21 protein-coding genes are annotated in these 17185 nt (G+C 38.6%); 15 read left to right on the plus strand and 6 right to left on the minus strand.

The annotated features are described in order from the left end of the window. Nucleotides 1-6 precede the first annotated feature (6 nt). Complete coding sequence (locus tag WIW89_RS03555) at nt 7-384, minus strand: DsrE family protein (RefSeq protein ID WP_156007736.1); 378 nt, start codon at nt 382-384, stop codon at nt 7-9. Between the two features lie 184 nt (nt 385-568). On the opposite strand from WIW89_RS03555, the gene WIW89_RS03560 reads away from it, so the two are divergent. From WIW89_RS03560 to WIW89_RS03595, 8 genes are all read left to right on the plus strand, one after another. Beyond that, nucleotides 569-991: a DsrE/DsrF/DrsH-like family protein gene (locus tag WIW89_RS03560; RefSeq protein WP_443295723.1), complete on the plus strand. Its 423-nt coding sequence runs from the start codon at nt 569-571 to the stop codon at nt 989-991. A 10-nt stretch (nt 992-1001) separates the two neighbouring features. Beyond that, nucleotides 1002-1241 carry a sulfurtransferase TusA family protein gene (locus tag WIW89_RS03565; protein ID WP_156007737.1) on the plus strand — a complete coding sequence of 80 codons (240 nt, stop codon included), beginning with the start codon at nt 1002-1004 and terminating at the stop codon, nt 1239-1241. A 69-nt stretch (nt 1242-1310) separates the two neighbouring features. Next, nucleotides 1311-2144 carry a 4Fe-4S dicluster domain-containing protein gene (locus WIW89_RS03570; protein WP_443296289.1) on the plus strand — a complete coding sequence of 278 codons (834 nt, stop codon included), beginning with the start codon at nt 1311-1313 and terminating at the stop codon, nt 2142-2144. Nucleotides 2145-2267: 123 nt separating this feature from the next. Then, nucleotides 2268-3587: a CoB--CoM heterodisulfide reductase iron-sulfur subunit B family protein gene (locus WIW89_RS03575; RefSeq protein WP_337719776.1), complete on the plus strand. Its 1320-nt coding sequence runs from the start codon at nt 2268-2270 to the stop codon at nt 3585-3587. A 56-nt stretch (nt 3588-3643) separates the two neighbouring features. Then, nucleotides 3644-4732, plus strand: a complete 1089-nt coding sequence (locus WIW89_RS03580; RefSeq protein WP_337719777.1) for an FAD-dependent oxidoreductase — start codon at nt 3644-3646, stop codon at nt 4730-4732. Nucleotides 4733-4778: 46 nt separating this feature from the next. Further along, on the plus strand, nt 4779-5462 hold the full coding sequence (locus WIW89_RS03585; RefSeq protein ID WP_337719778.1) for a hypothetical protein: 684 nt from the start codon (nt 4779-4781) through the stop codon (nt 5460-5462). After that, nucleotides 5449-6141, plus strand: a complete 693-nt coding sequence (locus WIW89_RS03590; RefSeq protein ID WP_337702282.1) for a 4Fe-4S dicluster domain-containing protein — start codon at nt 5449-5451, stop codon at nt 6139-6141. Before WIW89_RS03585 ends, WIW89_RS03590 begins: the two co-directional genes overlap by 14 nt. 2 nt (nt 6142-6143) lie before the next feature. After that, entirely contained in the window at nt 6144-7061 is a 918-nt protein-coding gene (locus WIW89_RS03595) for a CoB--CoM heterodisulfide reductase iron-sulfur subunit B family protein (RefSeq protein ID WP_337702470.1), read from the plus strand. Between the two features lie 35 nt (nt 7062-7096). On the opposite strand, the gene WIW89_RS03600 is transcribed toward WIW89_RS03595, so the two are convergent. Then, nucleotides 7097-7546, minus strand: a complete 450-nt coding sequence (locus tag WIW89_RS03600) for a hypothetical protein (RefSeq protein ID WP_337702280.1) — start codon at nt 7544-7546, stop codon at nt 7097-7099. A gap of 24 nt (nt 7547-7570) precedes the next feature. Between WIW89_RS03600 and WIW89_RS03605 the strand changes: the two genes are divergently transcribed. From WIW89_RS03605 to WIW89_RS03620, 4 genes are all read left to right on the plus strand, one after another. Further along, nucleotides 7571-9103: a hypothetical protein gene (locus tag WIW89_RS03605; RefSeq protein WP_337719779.1), complete on the plus strand. Its 1533-nt coding sequence runs from the start codon at nt 7571-7573 to the stop codon at nt 9101-9103. 76 nt (nt 9104-9179) lie between these two features. Further along, nucleotides 9180-9554, plus strand: a complete 375-nt coding sequence (lrs14, locus tag WIW89_RS03610) for an HTH-type transcriptional regulator Lrs14 (protein ID WP_337702276.1) — start codon at nt 9180-9182, stop codon at nt 9552-9554. Nucleotides 9555-9592: 38 nt separating this feature from the next. Beyond that, a complete protein-coding gene (locus WIW89_RS03615) occupies nt 9593-10534 on the plus strand; it encodes an NAD-dependent epimerase/dehydratase family protein (protein WP_337719780.1) in 942 nt (313 codons plus the stop codon). A gap of 44 nt (nt 10535-10578) precedes the next feature. Further along, a complete protein-coding gene (locus WIW89_RS03620) occupies nt 10579-10824 on the plus strand; it encodes a hypothetical protein (protein ID WP_337710451.1) in 246 nt (81 codons plus the stop codon). Between the two features lie 59 nt (nt 10825-10883). Here the strand turns inward: WIW89_RS03620 and WIW89_RS03625 are convergent, their stop codons facing one another. Genes WIW89_RS03625 through WIW89_RS03640 form a run of 4 tightly spaced genes read right to left on the minus strand, consistent with a single transcriptional unit; the run spans nt 10884 to nt 14545 of the window. Further along, entirely contained in the window at nt 10884-11726 is an 843-nt protein-coding gene (locus WIW89_RS03625) for a radical SAM protein (RefSeq protein ID WP_337719781.1), read from the minus strand. Further along, a complete protein-coding gene (locus WIW89_RS03630; RefSeq protein ID WP_337719782.1) occupies nt 11702-12523 on the minus strand; it encodes a radical SAM protein in 822 nt (273 codons plus the stop codon). Before WIW89_RS03630 ends, WIW89_RS03625 begins: the two co-directional genes overlap by 25 nt. Then, nucleotides 12520-13329 carry an aldo/keto reductase gene (locus WIW89_RS03635; protein WP_337719783.1) on the minus strand — a complete coding sequence of 270 codons (810 nt, stop codon included), beginning with the start codon at nt 13327-13329 and terminating at the stop codon, nt 12520-12522. Before WIW89_RS03635 ends, WIW89_RS03630 begins: the two co-directional genes overlap by 4 nt. Then, a complete protein-coding gene (locus WIW89_RS03640) occupies nt 13313-14545 on the minus strand; it encodes a dihydrolipoyl dehydrogenase family protein (RefSeq protein WP_337719784.1) in 1233 nt (410 codons plus the stop codon). Before WIW89_RS03640 ends, WIW89_RS03635 begins: the two co-directional genes overlap by 17 nt. 36 nt (nt 14546-14581) lie before the next feature. Between WIW89_RS03640 and WIW89_RS03645 the strand changes: the two genes are divergently transcribed. The 3 genes from WIW89_RS03645 to WIW89_RS03655 all read left to right on the plus strand — a co-directional run bounded on the left by WIW89_RS03645 (nt 14582) and on the right by WIW89_RS03655 (nt 17059). Further along, nucleotides 14582-15304: a lipoate--protein ligase family protein gene (locus tag WIW89_RS03645; RefSeq protein ID WP_337702970.1), complete on the plus strand. Its 723-nt coding sequence runs from the start codon at nt 14582-14584 to the stop codon at nt 15302-15304. Nucleotides 15305-15308: 4 nt separating this feature from the next. After that, nucleotides 15309-15533, plus strand: coding sequence for a hypothetical protein (locus WIW89_RS03650; RefSeq protein WP_337719785.1), 225 nt, complete (start codon nt 15309-15311; stop codon nt 15531-15533). Nucleotides 15534-15601: 68 nt separating this feature from the next. Then, nucleotides 15602-17059 (plus strand): MFS transporter, encoded by a 1458-nt coding sequence (locus tag WIW89_RS03655; RefSeq protein ID WP_337719786.1) that lies wholly within the window; start codon nt 15602-15604, stop codon nt 17057-17059. Nucleotides 17060-17185 lie beyond the last annotated feature (126 nt).

The following is a 17185-nucleotide window of genomic DNA, read 5'->3' on the forward strand; positions in this document are numbered from 1 at the left end:
ACTTACTCAGAAGAATAATGATCTGTCGGCATCAAATAATAAGTCTATTAGTGTCGAACCGCCCACTATTTCTACTCCGTCCACTACATCACTTTCGTTCATGTGGCACATGTCCTTTAGGCTTTGGACACATACGTACATCTTCACACCGTTGTCTTTAGCCATATCGAAGAAGTGTATGAACGGGTTTCCTCCTTTCCTCCTTTCTTCTTCTTGCCATTTCTTGCTTAATAATAGTGGTCCTTTTATCATAAAGAAGACTTGTGCTTCATATTCCATTGATGCTGCTATTGATGCCATGAAAAGTGGTGCGTACGTCCTATCTAGGTCTTCTGGACCATGTGTTACTACGATTAACACCTTTTTCTTTTGTTCTTCGCTCATCGAGTACCCCTCAACTAATAATTAAAAAAGCTTACTTAAATTTTTTATCAAACAAATTAACAGAAGGCACTATATTTATTTCGTATATTTGATATCAATTAAATAAAAAAGAAACATTTTTCATTAATTTCGATATCAGGAAAGCTTATATAATTTTAATTAAAAATAATAATTGGGAATACAAATGGGAGAGCAGAAAAAACTTTCAATAATCGTCTTCTCAGGCACAATAGATAAGTTAATGCCCGTTGGTATTTTAGCATCTGGAGCAGCTGCAGCGGGATATGAAGTGAATCTATTCTTCACTTTTTGGGGATTAACAAATATAACTAAACAAGGTTTACAGAATCAACCAGCCCCTATTGACAAGAACTATGAAAAGTTCGGTCCGATGATGATGCAAAAAATGCAAGAAATGAAGTACCCAATGTGGTATCAACTAATTGAACAAGCAAAAGAGGTAGGAGAAGTCAAAGTATTTGCTTGTAGCACCACCATGGAGTTCTTCGGAATAAAGAGGGAAGACCTAGCTAGCTTTGTTGACGATGTTGTAGGAGTTGCAACTTTCCTGGATAGAGCAGAAGGAGGAACTGTATTATTCATTTGAGGTGAATAAAATGACAGAAGTTAAAATAGCCAAAACCTTAGACGCAAGGGGAATGTATTGCCCTGGTCCAGTAATGGAAACGGCTAAAGCTATAAAGCAAATCCAGGTAGGAGAAGTGCTTGAGGTCTTAGCTACAGACCCCGCAGCCAAACCGGACATTGAAGCGTGGGCTAGGAGGACTGGGCAACAAATATTAGACGTACAACAGCAAGGTGGAGTAACTAGAATTCTAATTAAGAGAGTAAAGTAAAGGTAATATAATAATTTATTTTTTTAACAAAATTTATAAGTAACTTTTCGTTTAATTTATTTGATAGGTATGTCTAAAGTTATACCACTACCAGATGATCCAAGAGTAATGGATATGGCTTACATAGATCAAGCAATTGAACCAGAAGAGATGAGAAATTTCCATAGCTCATTATCGGCAGAAGAGGCTGAACTCGCAAAGAAATTCTGGGAAGCCGTAAAATCAGATTTTAGATTTAATGAGTATTTGAGGGGATGCTTAAACTGTGGCGTATGTACTTCTGGATGTCCAGCTTCAAAATTCTATGATTATGGACCTAGAGAAATGATACAGTATATGATGAGAGATGCAGCTGATAAGATATGGGAATTTACCAACAAGAAAGTATGGGCGTGCGTTCAATGCTATACTTGTTCTATGAGGTGTCCATTTAATAACGAAATAGCTGGATTAATAATGCTTCTAAGGGAATATGCAGTCCAATTTGGACTTCCATCCGCAAAAGAAATATTAGCCCCATATAGAAGAGTCTTGTACACTGTAATCACGACAGGTAACCAAGTAACTCCAAATATGATTCAGCCTGATGCGTTCCCAGATTGGGGTCCACAAGCGGTCGAAGAGTCAAAGAATATGGATGTGTATAGAAAGGCAGTTCCGGTCGATCTATTGCAAAGAACTGATATAGGTTGGCAATCTTCTCTACAAACTGCGGTTGAATTAATGACAATTTTCATTGAATCAGGTGCGATGGACTCTATAAAGAAGGTAGACGAAGATCTATACGAAATGATCATGGACATATATGAAGAGAGGAAACAACAACTAGAGGAAATAAGAGAAAAATGGGAAAAAGGAGAATTAAACGAAGATGAATTGCCTGACAACTGGATGGACTTATAAAGGGAAAGATTCAATATTTGTGTAAATTTATGTATTTTTTACTTATTTAGTATCTATGAATAAATGGTTTAAATGAAAGTTTATATATTATAAACTACATAAATTGATGTAAAGGTGTAAATTATGACAAGTCAAGAAGAGAAGAAGATGCACGAGGCAATAAAAGAAGCTTTTCCTTATGCAGATAACGTAGATTGGAATGAAGTATATCAGAGGATTATATATAAATATAGTACTCCTCACGGTATTCAACACGTTAAAGAGGAATTACATAAGTTAGAAGACGAGGGAGAAGTAATAGTTCATCATATAAAGCCCTACAATAATCCGGTAGAAGTTCAGACTATTAATGGATTACCTAAGAAAATACCCACAAACAAACTATGGAACCATAAGAGTTGTGGACAATGCGGACATATTCCAGGTTATCCCACTTCAGTTTTCTGGATGATGAACAAGGCCGAGATAGATTATTTAGATGAACCACACCAGACTTCATGCACTGGCTGGAACTATCACGCTTCTGGTGCTTCTAACCCTGTAACCTTAGCTGGAGTTTATGTAAGAAACATGTGGAGAGCTTATGAAACTGACTACTTCCCGTTAATACATTGTGGTACGTCTTTCGGCCATTATAAAGAAATTAGAAACATGTTAGTCTTACATAAGGAGATAAGAGACAAGTTAAGGCCGATAATGAGAAAGCTAGGAATGGACATCGTGATCCCTGAAGAAGTAGTACACTACTCAGAGTGGCTATTCGTAATGAGCAAGCAGCTAGCACAGCAGAAGAAATACGATCTAAGTAATGTCAAAGCTGCAGTTCACACACCGTGCCACGTTTATAAGCTAGTTCCCGATGATACCATATACGATCCGAAAGTCTTCGAAGGCAGGAGACCTGCAGCACCTACTGGTACTGTAATGAACTTCGGTGCTAAAATTGTAGATTATTCTACTTGGTGGGACTGCTGTGGATTTGGTTTCAGGCACATATTAACAGAGAGAGAATTCAGCAGGAGCTTCGCGTTATTTAAGAAGGTAATTCCTGCAGTAGAGGAAGGACATGCCGACGTATTTGTAACATCTGACACTGGATGTGTAACGACACTAGACAAGAGCCAGTGGGCTGGAAAAGCTCACGGTTTTAACTACAATTTACCAGTTCTAGCAGACGCACAGTTTGCAGCAATTGCAATGGGTGCGGATCCATACAAGATTGCTCAAATACATTGGCACGCAACTGATGTTGAAGGTTTCTTAAGGAAAATAGGTGTACCAGTTGATGACTACAAGGAGAAGTTCCTACAGTATCTAGCTGACTTGAGAGAAGGTAAAGCCCAGCCCGAATACTTGTATACTCCTCACAGAAAGATTGATTTCTACCTAACACTACCTGATAGAGTGAAGTGGTATAAGGGAGAAAAAGCTGTACAAAAGTGAAAAGCAAAATTTTTTAAATTAATTTTATTTAATAAATGTTAGGATTAGGTGATTAAATGGGCGGAGAAAAAGTATTAGTTATTGGTGCAGGGCCGGCTGGTCTTTCAGCAGCGAAGGAGTTGGCTAATCTAGGAGTTAATGTGGTATTGGCGGAAAGAGAATCATACTTAGGTGGTACTCCTAAAAAGCTTAAGTACAGTCTCTTGTTCCCTAACCTAGTTCCTTCTGAACAAGTTATTGATCCTCTAATTAAAGCTGTAGAAGAGAGTAAGAATGTAAAGATCTATAGGGAGAGTATTGTGGATAATGTAAAGCAAGAAGGAAGCGGTTTTGTTGTAGGTATAAAAGATAAAACTGGTAAAGTGATTAACGAGAAAGTCAATGCAATTATAGCTGCATCTGGTTTTGAACACTTCGATTCAAGGAGGAAATACGAGTATGGTTACGGTATAGTCCCCAATATTTATCAGATATCAGACATAGAGAAAATGTTATCTGAGAATAAGCTAGTAACTACGAAAGGGACACCGCCAAAGAGGGTTGCCATATTACTGTGTGTAGGTTCAAGAGACGCTACGGTAGGTAATACATATTGTTCTAGGGTATGTTGTGCAGTATCAATCAAACAAGCAATGGAGATAAAGCAGAGAATACCTGATGCAACTGTGCATATCTACTATATGGATATAAGAACATATGGTCTAATGGAAGATAGATTATATTGGAAGGCTCAATTAGATTATAGAGTAGGGTTTATAAGAGGTAGGATATCGGAGTTTATGAGAGGACCTAACGATACTGTAATAATTAAGGGAGAAGATACAATGAACTTAAACAGAGCTCTAGTAGTTCCATATGATATGGTGATATTAGCTAACGGCATGGAGTTAGGTTTAGGTTCAAAACAAGTAGCTAAAGTATTAGGCTTAGAGCTAGAACAGCATGGGTTCGTAAAGCCACTTGACGAGCACAGCTTACCAATTCAGTCTACTAAGAAGGGTATATTCTTAGCTGGTGCGATAACTGGTCCTAAGACGATATCTGACTCAATAACAGAAGGTTATGCAGCAGCAATGAAAGCTTATGAATATATAACTAAAGGTATATGGGATGAGCCCGTACAGGTAGAGGTGGCTCATCATTAACACTATTTTTTTAAATCCTGATTATGTAAGAGATATTTTTAATGCAATGTTAGATAAGGATGTAAATAATACTTATAGTGATCCTAAGAAATCTTTCTCCGTAATTTTGGATTCTATGAGAATGAAATCTGATTTCCTCATGAACTTAGAAATTAGGACTGAGGAAGATCGTAAAAAACTATTTGAGGTGTTTTTCCACCACAAGAAGTTTTATTCTCAAGTGGCTGAAAGCACTCCCTTGTCTGAATTTTCCACCTTGTACTCCAAGATGAAGGATACTTCTCTACCTTACGATGATAGAGTTAACATGTTCATAAACTCCGTAAAGGGGATGGAACTAAAAGATTTGAGAGATATGGCCAGAGAACTTTTACATTATCTTCAGCCTACAGATTTTCCCTTATGGAATAGATGGATTTGGAATGAAGAGAAGAATTCGGGTTCGATAACTTATGTCCTTAAGGATAACGTGACCTTAGAGAACAGGGATGATTTTATATCTGCTGTGAATGAATTGAAAAGTATTTTATCAATTTTTGGCTTAGATACCTCGAATTATTATCCCACTACACTTTTTTTGGTTTATTCGTACGTAAGGTATTTAGACTACACTACACACCTTGCAATAGACAAAAAGGCGGCGGGGTTGCTCCCCACACATCTTTCCACAACCGCCTTAGTTTTAGGGTTAAAACCCTTCTTAAAGGTGGTGAAATATGCCCATTCCTGAGTTGGAAAAATCTATAATAAAAGGTGTAATTCAAAAAGATAAAGTAATAGTAGACGGAGTAGAAATAGATGGCACATGGAACGCATTTTTAGTCGAGAGAACACAAACGGGGTACGACCCTAGTGTATGGGACGAGATCGCTAACACTCTAGAAGGATATACAATCAGCGCCTGTTGGCAATGTGGTACTTGTACTTCAGGTTGTACTATGAGAGAATACGATCCTAACTACGGTCCGCGAAAGTTCATAGACCTCGCTAGAAAAGGTGATAAACAAACATTGATAGAACTACAGAACAGTATATGGAGATGTGTGTCCTGCCAGAAGTGTACCCACAGATGTCCTAAGGGTGTGCTAGTTGAGGAAGTAGTTCATGCAATCCATAATTATTTGCTAAAGCACGGGCTAGTTAAGAAGGACCCTGGTGCAATATTCGACGAGTTATTCCTTGAGACAGTTATGAATAACGGAGGAAGAATATCGGAACTATCTCTCGGAGCAGCATCAGCTAAGGCCGGATTCGTATCATTAGGAATAAAAGATCTTATAATGATGAGTGGAGCTATGTTGAGGTCTGGTCTGTTTAAGGAGTTAATGAAACCAAGTAAAGTTAAGAATTGGGATAGGATAAAGAAAGTATTAGAGGAAGCAATGAAGGAGGAGGTGAGGGCAGAATGACCATGAGACTAAATAATCCTTACGGTAAAGTAGCGTTCTACCCAGGCTGTTCATTAGACGGAATGGGTAAGTCCTACGAAGTATCTTTAGCGCTGGTAGCTAAGGATCTTGGGCTTCAGTACGAGAAAATAGAGGATTACAACTGCTGTGGTGCACTAGAGGTCAAGAACGTAAATACTATGGCAGGATTACTGCTTCCAGCTAGGAACTTGTCTTTAGCAAGACAGATGGGAGCAGATGCTGTAATGTCTGCATGTCCAGGCTGTCATTATTCACTATCGAGAACCCATTATTACATGACTAAGTATCCAAAGTTAAGAGAAAAAGTGAACATGTACTTAGAGAAAATGGGTGAGAAGCCTTATGATCTACAATTGTTAATGATACATGCCGTAGAGTTTATTTACAATACTGTCGGTCCTGAAGGTGTAAAGAGTCTTGTAAAGAGACCACTCAACGGTCTAAAGGTAGCCCCATATTATGGCTGTCTATATGCAAGACCGAAGCAGTTCATCTTAACTGGATATATGAAGATCAAGGATGATCCTGAAAGACCGTTCTTCATGGACGAGTTATTAAAGGCTACTGGAGCTGAGGTAGTGCCGTTTGAAGCAAAGACAATGTGCTGTGGAGGTCCACATGTATATGCTGATCCAGATGTAGCTCTGAACTTAGAAGCGAGAATATTGAAGGAAGCTAGAAGGAACGGTGCCGAACTCCTAGTGGTGGACTGTCCATTAGGCGCTGTTGCTCTAGAGAATAATATGAACAAGATTGCCGCAAGATACGGTGAAGATCTGAGAATGCCTATAGCGTACTTCAGCCAGTTATTAGCGTTCGCATTTGGTCATTCACCTGACGAAGCGTTACTGACGGCTAATGTGACAAATCCGATGCAAGTTTTGAAGAGATTTATTTAAAGTGTTAACTTCTTTTTCCTTTTCCTCTTATTCACTTAGCTCTTATTTTTCATGAATTCTCTTAACCATCCTAAAACTGCGTCGTCGTTATTCTCATGAAGATATTTGAAATATTTCTGCAGAAATTCCTGAGAGGATTTAGAAGTTATATATGTCTTCCTTAAGCCCTCTAATGCGGTCGCTCTGTTTATCCTAAATGAATGTGTTATGCTTTTTCTTCCAGTGAACATAACTACTGTCGTTATCTTTTCCGTTATTATGATTCTAGCTATAGTGGATGAGAGGAGTAGGAGTCTGAAGATTATTTCTTCTCTGTCGCACACTAGGCTGATTTTATCCTCCTCAAAGGTAGTGATGATGTTTTCGTTTCCCTTTTTCTTCACTATCTTAAATCCTTCCCTTTCAAGTTTTTTTCTTATTTCATCACTAAACTTCCCTGTTCTTAACAAGTCTTCCTCTTCAATGAGGATACCTTTAAACTCCACAACTTCTAATCTATTTGTTGAAATATGAAGATTTCGATTATCGGTATTATAGTCATTTTGGTATCCCTATTGACTTTGGCTAACGTTTCATTAGGTTCTCAAGGAAGAATGATAAGTTTTGTTCAACAATGCGGGATTAATATACTAGTAGTATATTCAAATGGGAGCGTCATGCTAGAAAATCCTTCCAGAGAAATCTTATATATCACACAAATAAACTTTACGAGAATAATTGGGCTTTCTCAGCAGATAGTGTATCCTTGGGGGGTAAAACAATATCCTGAGAGCTTCCAGCACACCGTATTAATATTTCTTAACCAGTCTGGGTATTACGGTCTAATATTACCCTCTTTTTATTCAGCAGTATTCGTCCTTAACTCGACTAATATTACTTATACTCCTCCAATGTCTTTTCCTCTGACCGTAAAGAAGGTAATATATGTATCGCCTTATTTTCCTAATATGGCCGCTGAAATAATAAATAATTATTTAGTTCAATATAATAACTCGGAGGTCATAATATCGAGTTTATCGAACGCAGTGATAAATTCATTGAACTTTTCCATTAACGATCTGATGGTGTTCGAGAACGCCACAGTGGTTAATAATGTAATCTTGGATCGACTAGGTCACGTGATATATCCCTCTATATATAACTTGGGTTACTCTAACGTGACCTCTGTTTATTTCTATCAAGGCAACTATTTCTACGAGTGGAACTATACTTTGTATGAAGATGGTACCGTAATTTACAGACTTAACTTCTCGTCCAGTATAACTAAAATTTACTCCTATAACGGTTCCCTATATGTTTTCTTCTCCAATGGATACTTATTGGATAATAAGCATCTAATCTATATAGGTAAATATTATAATTTTCTTGATAATCAATACGTGATCATCAACAATACGGTCTACAGCCTTAACTTAGAAAAGTTAAGTCCTCAGTATAATTTTACTCCTATTTATTATTACGACGGGATCGTAATGGGCAATAATCTCTGTATATTAGTGCCGAATAATATGACATTTGTGAGGGTTAGAGAAGTGGGTTTACCCCCTGAATCCATTTGGCTAATCAATGACAGCGGTATATTATATTATACTGATAAGTCCTCGGTGGAAGTTTTTAACCTTTCTAAGATGTTGTTTTATTCAGTACTACCTTACTATGTCGAATCTTATGGTAACTATACTGTATTATTTAGTCCCGTATATCAGCGCCTTAACCTAGAGCCCTCGGTAGTCCCCTTAAACCTTACAATCACATTATTTTATACTCCATTAGGTAATTATCGACTAACAATACACACTAATATTACATCATCATATACTACGATTATACTCCCGGCAGGGTATTATACAATAACCTACGGAAATAGTAAGGTAGTGGTAAAACTGATAAATGGAAGTACCACCTTGCTTTTGACTGAGACTACGTACCATACTCCATGGGGGAGACCCCACAGAAGTTCAGACTCTTCCGTATTTGTATTAGCTTTAGCAGGAATAGCCGTAATTATCATATTAATTTTGAGAAATATAATCAAAAGGTAATTATCACTCTAACAGCTATTAACTTAAAATACAAAGATTTAAATATGTGTATTTTAATTATATAATGTGATTAACTATGGAATTGGAAATAAGTAGGGTCAGATTACCTTCGGGAAAAGAAGTCGGTCTAGTAGAAGCCTTGAGTTTCTGTTATGACCTCTCGGATACTGATTTTCAAGTCCTTAAAGCACTACTAAATAGCGACGGGAAAAACGAAGATATGTTAGCTGAACAGCTGAAACTATCTAAGGCTTCCATAAATAGGAGCGTAAACAAGTTAGTATCTTTAGGTTTTGTCGAGAGGATGAAAGACTCTTCCTCTAAAGGAGGTAGACCTAGATACATTTACAAAGCAGTTCCCACAGAGAGATTAATGGAAAAGATCACAAATGATTTTAAGAGATGTGCTGAACTTTTCAGTAGTATTTTACCTAAGGAGTTAGAACGTTAAGAACAAATTAATTTATTCTCACATCCATTTTTACTTCTATGAAGAGTATTCTGATAACGGGTTTAGGTTTTTTGGCTACTAACGTAGCTTATTACCTTTCTCATAACTACAAGGTGACAGTAACTTATAGGAATTTGAATCCCGTGAAAGAAGTATATGTTAAGACGTTAAGGGAAAAAAGCGTTGAAGTAATTCAGTTAGACGTATTGAAAGACATGGACAAGTTGAATAACGCTGTTAAAGAGCACGATCTCGTAGTTAACTTCATAGGAGAAATCAGCGGTAAACCTGAGGATTTGAGGCGATCTAATTATGAAGTCCCTACGAGAATAGCAGAAGTAGTTAGGCAATTTGGAAAGTTAATGATCCACACTAGTGCATCTACTTACGGTATTACGGGGTTTGTGAAAGTTGAAGAAAAGTTAGGAGATGGTCTGAAACCTCAGTCCGCCTTCGAGAAAACGAAGTTGGAGGGAGAACTTTCAGTATATAAGATCCTAAGCGATAAGGTGTTTATATTTAGACCCACGCTGGTTTACGGTCGGTTTGCGGCCCACGTTCAATTTGTGACTATATATAAGTTAGTTAAAAGAGGGCTTCTTCCTGATATTAACATATCTTTTATGCCGATAAGTGCTAGATATATAGCTCAAGGAATTGCAGCTATAATTGAAGGTAAAAGTCCTTCCAAGAATTACTTTTATGTAACTGAATGCGAACCAATAAAGATCATGAGGTTATTCGAAATTTATGCTGAAGCATTAAATAGGAAGGTTTTGAAGATTAAAATCCCCACGTTTATTGCTAAGGCTGCTCTTCCCTCGGATGTAAGACAGTTATTAAAGTACTCTGGGACTATCTTTGACTGTTCTATATTTAGAGAAATTGTACCAAATTTACAGTTTGATAAACCTGAGCTTGTAGAGAACGCTAAGTTCTTGTCTGAACTTGATAGAGAGAGAAAGTTAATTCCAACGTGAATTGGGTAAAGTTTATATCTTCTTTCGAGATTATGATCATTGAAATGCCTCACATATACAGACATCAAATAGATAAAGACATGAGTTTAACATTTCAACCTAAGGGTAGTAATCCTACGTTGGCTCTCAATCTGGGAGGAATGTTCTTACACATTCCAGTGAAAGGAAAAATAGCACCCTATTTGTCGTACGCTAGTTCGAGTATAATGTTAGAACAAGGATTTAATTTTGAACATCATCAGTTCTTAGCGAGAGCTAAGGAAAGAAGAAAAGAAAGAAGGAATCGCTAATTTACCTAGGGCAGGGTCTAAAGGTGCTAATCCTAAAGGAGCCAAAAAGCGTTGAATTCCTAAACCTTAAAATATTCTAAGTACTCTTCTGGAAGGCTACAACATGCGTCATGCATAGGAAGATTAAATTCTTTCACAACCCTCGGTGATGGGTTGGCTATCCTTTGAACTAAACCTTTTTCTACCGAAACCTTGTCCAATTTATCCTTTATAGCATGAGGTCTCATACAACCCAAACTCACTCTGCCTTGCATTAATCTATTTCCCAACTCTATCATCTTTACCGTTTCTTCTACCTCAGGGACTCTAAATACCTGAGAAGGTGTACCCTTCGTGGGTATAAACACTAGGAAGTTAAGTAGATAAGGCTTAAAGGAGGAAGCTATCTTTATACTTTCAGCTACGTCATCGTTAGGTAGTCCAAGCATTATGTGAGGTACGATGTACCTAGGTCCGTAATCTATCAGCATCTCTAAGACTTTTAGATAATCTTCTCTGCTTCTCCCAGAGAGTCCTTTGGACTGGAAGGCTTTGGGAGAATAGGCGAACTCGTAGTCAACTATATCAACGGCATCTCTTAACTCTTCTATTGTGCTCTTGTCAAGGAGTCCAGGGTGGATGTTAAATATTATATCTGGGTTCTCCTTCTTTAACATTTTCAGAACTGGTAAATAAGGTCTTATTTGTAGCTCTCCTTTTTTATTAAAACCCCCACTTATTAGAAAGCCTTTAACCCCCATCTCGTATCTCTTCTTAACGTATTTGTACATGGTTTCTGGAGTCATGGCCCCTTCCATGGAGCTTATGTACTTAGAAGTGCAGTAAAAACAATTGAGAGAGCAACTCCCCCCAGTTATGCTAAGGACGTTGAACTTCTTCAATGTGATGAAGCCGAGAACCACTTGTAATCCCTCAACGGTATATTATATAATTCTTTATCCAAAGGACTTTCATTATAATAAGGTCTATCACAAGAAGGACAACCGGAAGTAAGGAATGCTTCCTCACCATCTTTACCGGTGGATAGTTTATACCTCAAGGCTTGTATCCTTCGGTAGTACTCCAGCGAAGGTCTCTCCTTTTTTTCATATGGCGTCCCCTTTACTGGGGTAAAGGCGAAAAGGGCTACTTCAGCCCCAAGAGCGTAAAGCTCTTTCATAGTGTTAACCATCTCTTCCTCACTCTCTCCCAGACCTACTATGAGATGGACGTAAACATGTCTGCGACCGAATACGTCGACAGCATCCTTTATAAAATCCATGTACCGCTCGTAAGAATAAGGTTTCCTAACTTCTCTCCACATGGATTTAACTGTGTCTAAGCCGACACCCAGATAATCAATCCCTATTTCTTTTAATTTAATTAGGTACTGTTTATCTACGGGGGTTATTGTAACAGACTTGCGTTTAGAGTCTATTTTTGACATAATCTCGATAACCTCGTCTTCGAACTTTTCCTTAATCACCGTTTGTAAACAAACTCTAGCAAAGCTATTTAGCAAGTCTTTAATCTCTTCTAGTTCCATTGGATACCACTTTACCCTAGAAAGGTAAGTCTTGTCAGCATTGCTTAACATTGACTGAGTGCAGAATTTACATGAGGCATTACACCCACCGCTCTGAAGTAAGTATGCAGTATTGCTTAGTTTAATGCCCTTCTTTATGAAGTAATAAGTCCCAGCCGAGACCAGTACTTTCATGCAAACATCCTCCTCCTGACCTCCTTTGCATCTTCATCACTTAGGTCGAATCTTAGGACTTCGGCTATTTCGTCAATATGTTTTTTGTTTGCCGATTTAGGTATCGGGATGGCGTTTTTCTTCAAATATGCTAACGCTATTTGAGCCACGGTTTTTCCGTATTTCTGTGCTATGTCAGACAATATGGTCTCAGTTGCTATTCGCCCTTGACCCAGTGGAGAATAAGCTATTATCTTGATCCCGTTCTTTTTAGCGAATGGTATTATGTCTCTTTCTGGGGAGAGGTCGTATATGCTATATTCTATTTCGTCGGCAACTATCTCGTATTTCCTAGTTAACGTTATAGCCTCCTTTAGTAAGTTTAGGTCGAAATTACTTACTCCTATACACCTAACTATTCCCTTATCAACTAACTCTTCCATTGCGGCGAGTGTTTCTGAGAGCTTAACTGAAGGGTTAGGCCAATGGATGAGGTATAGATCAATGTATTTAGTGTTCAGACGTTTGAGGCTATTAGTAGCGGACTTGATTACGTCGTCGTACTTCAAGTGGTTGTTCCAGACTTTAGTTATTATGAAAACGTCGTCCCTTTGAAAGCGTAAAACTGCCTTCCCTACTAGTTCCTCGGTATGTCCCCCTCCGTACATCTCTGCAGTATCGATGACATTAATTCCCTTTGATATAGCGTAGGAAATAGCTTCAATGTATTTATCGTCGTTTGAGTAATCGGCCGTCCAGAAGCCCCCTCCCATCTTCCATGTACCTAGACCAATTTCACTGACCTTTTTATCACATAATTCCGTCAAAAGTTCTCACCAATTCCCATATTGACTCTAGATATGAGGGATGAGGAAACTGAAAGTCTAGGAGAGAACTTATACTTATTCCGAATTTCATCGCAATCCCTATAATTGTTATGATTTCTTCGGCTCTCTCAGAAAACACTACGGCACCGACTATCTTTCCTTCTTCCTCACAAATCTTCAAGAACCCCTCTGTTTCTTTCTCAGCTATAGCCCTAGGTAATGTGACCATGTCAATTTTCTTACAATTTCCAGTTGTTTTGCCGATATATGCTATTTGAGGCATTGTGTATATTACTTTAGGTACAACTGATCCGTCATATGCTTTCCTTTTGCCTACTGAGTTCAGTGCAGCGGTTACCCCCTTGTGAATCGCTTCATGTGCGGTAAATGATCCGGTGACGTCTCCCGCAGCATAAACGTTTTTGAGAGAGGTCTCCATATATTCGTTTACCAAAAGCCATTTATCGCTCCTCAATTCTTCAAATCCCTCTAAATTGGGTTTTCTGCCGAAACTCAGAAGAACGAAGTCTCCTTCTATCTTTTCCCCCTTAGATGTGATCACCTCGTTTCCCTCAATTTTAGCCTCTACTCCCATGTGGAGTTTAAACCCCAGTTTCGAGAAGTAACTAGTTATACTTTTCCTTAAGTCTGGGTCATGTTTAGGGAGAAGTAAATCCTCTCTTTCTACTATGTGGACTTCCTTTCCTATCATTCTAAGGAGCCATCCGTATTCTACTCCTCCTACTCCTCCCCCGACTATTACAACTCTGTTGAAATCTTTATCTAGATATGGAAGGTCGTCTGAAGCTAACGCTCCAGAGGGCTTTTTAGTCCCGGTAGCTATTATTACCTTTTCTGAGTTAAGAGTTTGTCCGTTAACCTCAATTTTCCCCCCTTTTAACGACGCCTTTCCATGCATAACGTCAATATCGTGGCTTTCTAATGCGTATTCTATGCCTTTTGAGATTCGGTTTATTGCGTCCTTAGCAAGTTTAGTGAGTTCTAAGTAGCTGAAGTTCAAAGTTTTTCCTATTCTACCTAGAGAATAAGCTAGAGCCATAGGGTGGAGCATCGCTTTAGACGGAATACAGCCGAACAATACACAAGTCCCACCCAACTTGTCCCTCTCTTCAACCACTGTTACTTTCTCCCCTAAAGAAGCAGCTGTTAGAGCTGCGTAGAATCCAGCTGGTCCTGAACCTACTATCGTTATCATAGATTAATTATACTGCTTACACCTAAAATAACTTGTATGAGATTGGTCATAGAGGGTGGAAATTCTGGAGACAGACAAATGGCTTTGGACGAGACGATGTTAATACTTCTAGATAGGAATATTATTCCTGAGACCCTTAGGCTTTGGAATTTTTCTCCCACAACATTATCCATAGGGAGGTTTTTAGCGGTTAGAGATTGGGTTAACGAAGATCTTCTCAGAAGATATTCGATACCTTTGGTGAGGCGGTTCACCGGAGGAGGTCCTGCACTACATGACGAAAAGGGGGAGATAACGTGGACGGTCGTACTCAAAATGAACGATATGATGAAAGCTTATAAAATAGTTGCTGACGGTCTCATCTCAGCTATTAAAGAGTTCGGTTTGAAAGGAGAGTTTACGCCGATAAACGACGTGGTGATAGAGGGAAAAAAGGTTGTAGGTATGGCTGGCGCCCTGAAGAAGAGTGCTGTAGTTGTTCACGGGACTTTCATGTTTGATACTAACCTCGAGTTAATGGATGTAATAAAAGTCCCTAAAGTGAAAGAAGTTGATAGGGGAAAGCCTAAAACAAGAGTAACTACTATATCTGCTATTTTAGGCGAAAAGATAAGTAGGGAAAAAGCTCTGAATGCCTTGATTAAAGGATTCTCTGAGGTTTTTAAACTAGAGGAAGGGGAACTAACTGAGATCGAATATGAAATATCAAATCAGCTGACGTGGAAGTATACTAATCCCAACTGGACTTATGTTAGGTGAGAAGATGTGTGAGGTCTCCTTTAGGTCTAGGCAAGGCAAAACTGTAATTGTGAGAGTTTACGGTGATAAGGTGGAGATAACTGGGGATTTCTTCACTTCAGAGGAGGAGTTAGAAAAACTGGAGAAATGTTTATCGAGAGGAGAGAAAAGCTGTAAGGCAGTTATCTTGGGCGTTGAAATAAGTGAGTTATACAGTGCCATAGAGGAGTGTAGGAGAACTTCATCTTAATTAGAAGGCACAGTGTTAGAATAATTCCTACATAACTTTATAACTCGTAGATTTAGATATATCTAAGTATGTCAACCTACGACCTTAAATATGCTTATAGGGCTTTAGTAACTCTGGCACCGCTAGCTGTAGCCGTTATGTATACTGAGGGGATGTTAATTCCAGCATTGCCTTCAATTGCAAGTGAGTTTGGGGTTTCCTCTGCTACCGTTAGTTGGGTATTGTCTATATATCTGTTAACTGGTACGGTGATGAATCCTATAGCGGGTAAACTGGGTGACATATTTGGTAAGAAGAGGGTATTAGAGATAGTAATATGGATTTACGCACTTGGAGTGACGCTAACGGGTTTTTCGCCTAATTTTACGGCTCTCTTAATTTTCAGAGCAATTCAAGGTTTAGGTTTAGCCATGTTCCCCTTGGCATTCAGCCTCATCAGAGAGGAATTCCCTCCTAATCTCGTTCCTAAAGCACAAGGCTTGGTAAGCGCTATGTTCGGCATAGGAAGTGCCATAGCCTTACCGTTAGGAGGTTACATAGCGCAGAACTTTGGTTGGCAGTATACATATCATACGGTTATCCCAGTAGTAATAACATTAGCTCTCTTAATTCATTTCTTCATCAGGGAATCTAAAGTGAGGCTAGAAGCTAGGATAGACTATTTAGGAGTAATTCTGTTAGGATCAGCTTTGGGAACGTTGATATTTGGACTAACCGAAGCTCCGAATTACGGATGGACTTCATTAGAAACACTAGGTTCAGTCATTACATCTCTAGTTCTATTCACGGTATTCTTTTATGAAGAAAAGGTTTCATTATCTCCGCTAATGCCATTAAGTCTAATGAAGAGGAGAAACGTTTTAGTCGCCAATATAGCTGCTATAGTAGCTGGTTTTGCCTTATTTATGGCTTATCAAACACTCACATATTTACTAGAAGAACCCAGGCCTGTGGGTTTTGACTTAGATATTCTATCTACTGGATTATGGCTACTTCCTTTAGCTTTAATTCAGATGGTAGGTAGTGTATCTGCTGGTCGGTTTATATCTAAGAAAGGCCCGAGGCCGGTCTTGATATTTGGTTCTTTCTTGCTCATTCCTTCTTACTTAATCCTTTCGTTAATTATAGGGAAGAGTGGATTGGAGACTATAATACTATTTGCTTCAATCTCCAACTTGGCTGCTGCCCTCCTGAACGTGTCCCTGATTAACATTCTTGTCTTCTCAGTGGAGAGACAATACTTGGGTATAGCGACCTCTTTAAACACGGTGTTCAGGCTTTTGGGCGGGGCTGTGGGACCTGCTGTAGCTGGAGCTATAATGGGGACTTATGAAACAAGTATAGTTTATCCAATCGTGATAAATGGTCAAATAAGTTACATACCGGTGATGATTCCCTCTGATTTCAGCTTCTCTCTAAATTATTTAATAGCAATGGGCATAGCTATAATGATGAGTGCCCTATCTTTAACGTCTAGGAATATACAATTAGGACAAAGAGCTACAAAAGAAGCAATAAAAGAGTAAAAGCCAAAATGGTTTTTGAATATTTTCTCACTCTTTAACCTTTTTAACTTGTTCCATCGCCCACATCATCGGACAATATCCACCGCACATAGTACAAGCTTTTACCTTAGGTTTTCCGAACTGTGT

Source organism: Stygiolobus sp. CP850M (genome assembly GCF_037389425.1).
Lineage (GTDB): Archaea > Thermoproteota > Thermoprotei_A > Sulfolobales > Sulfolobaceae > Stygiolobus.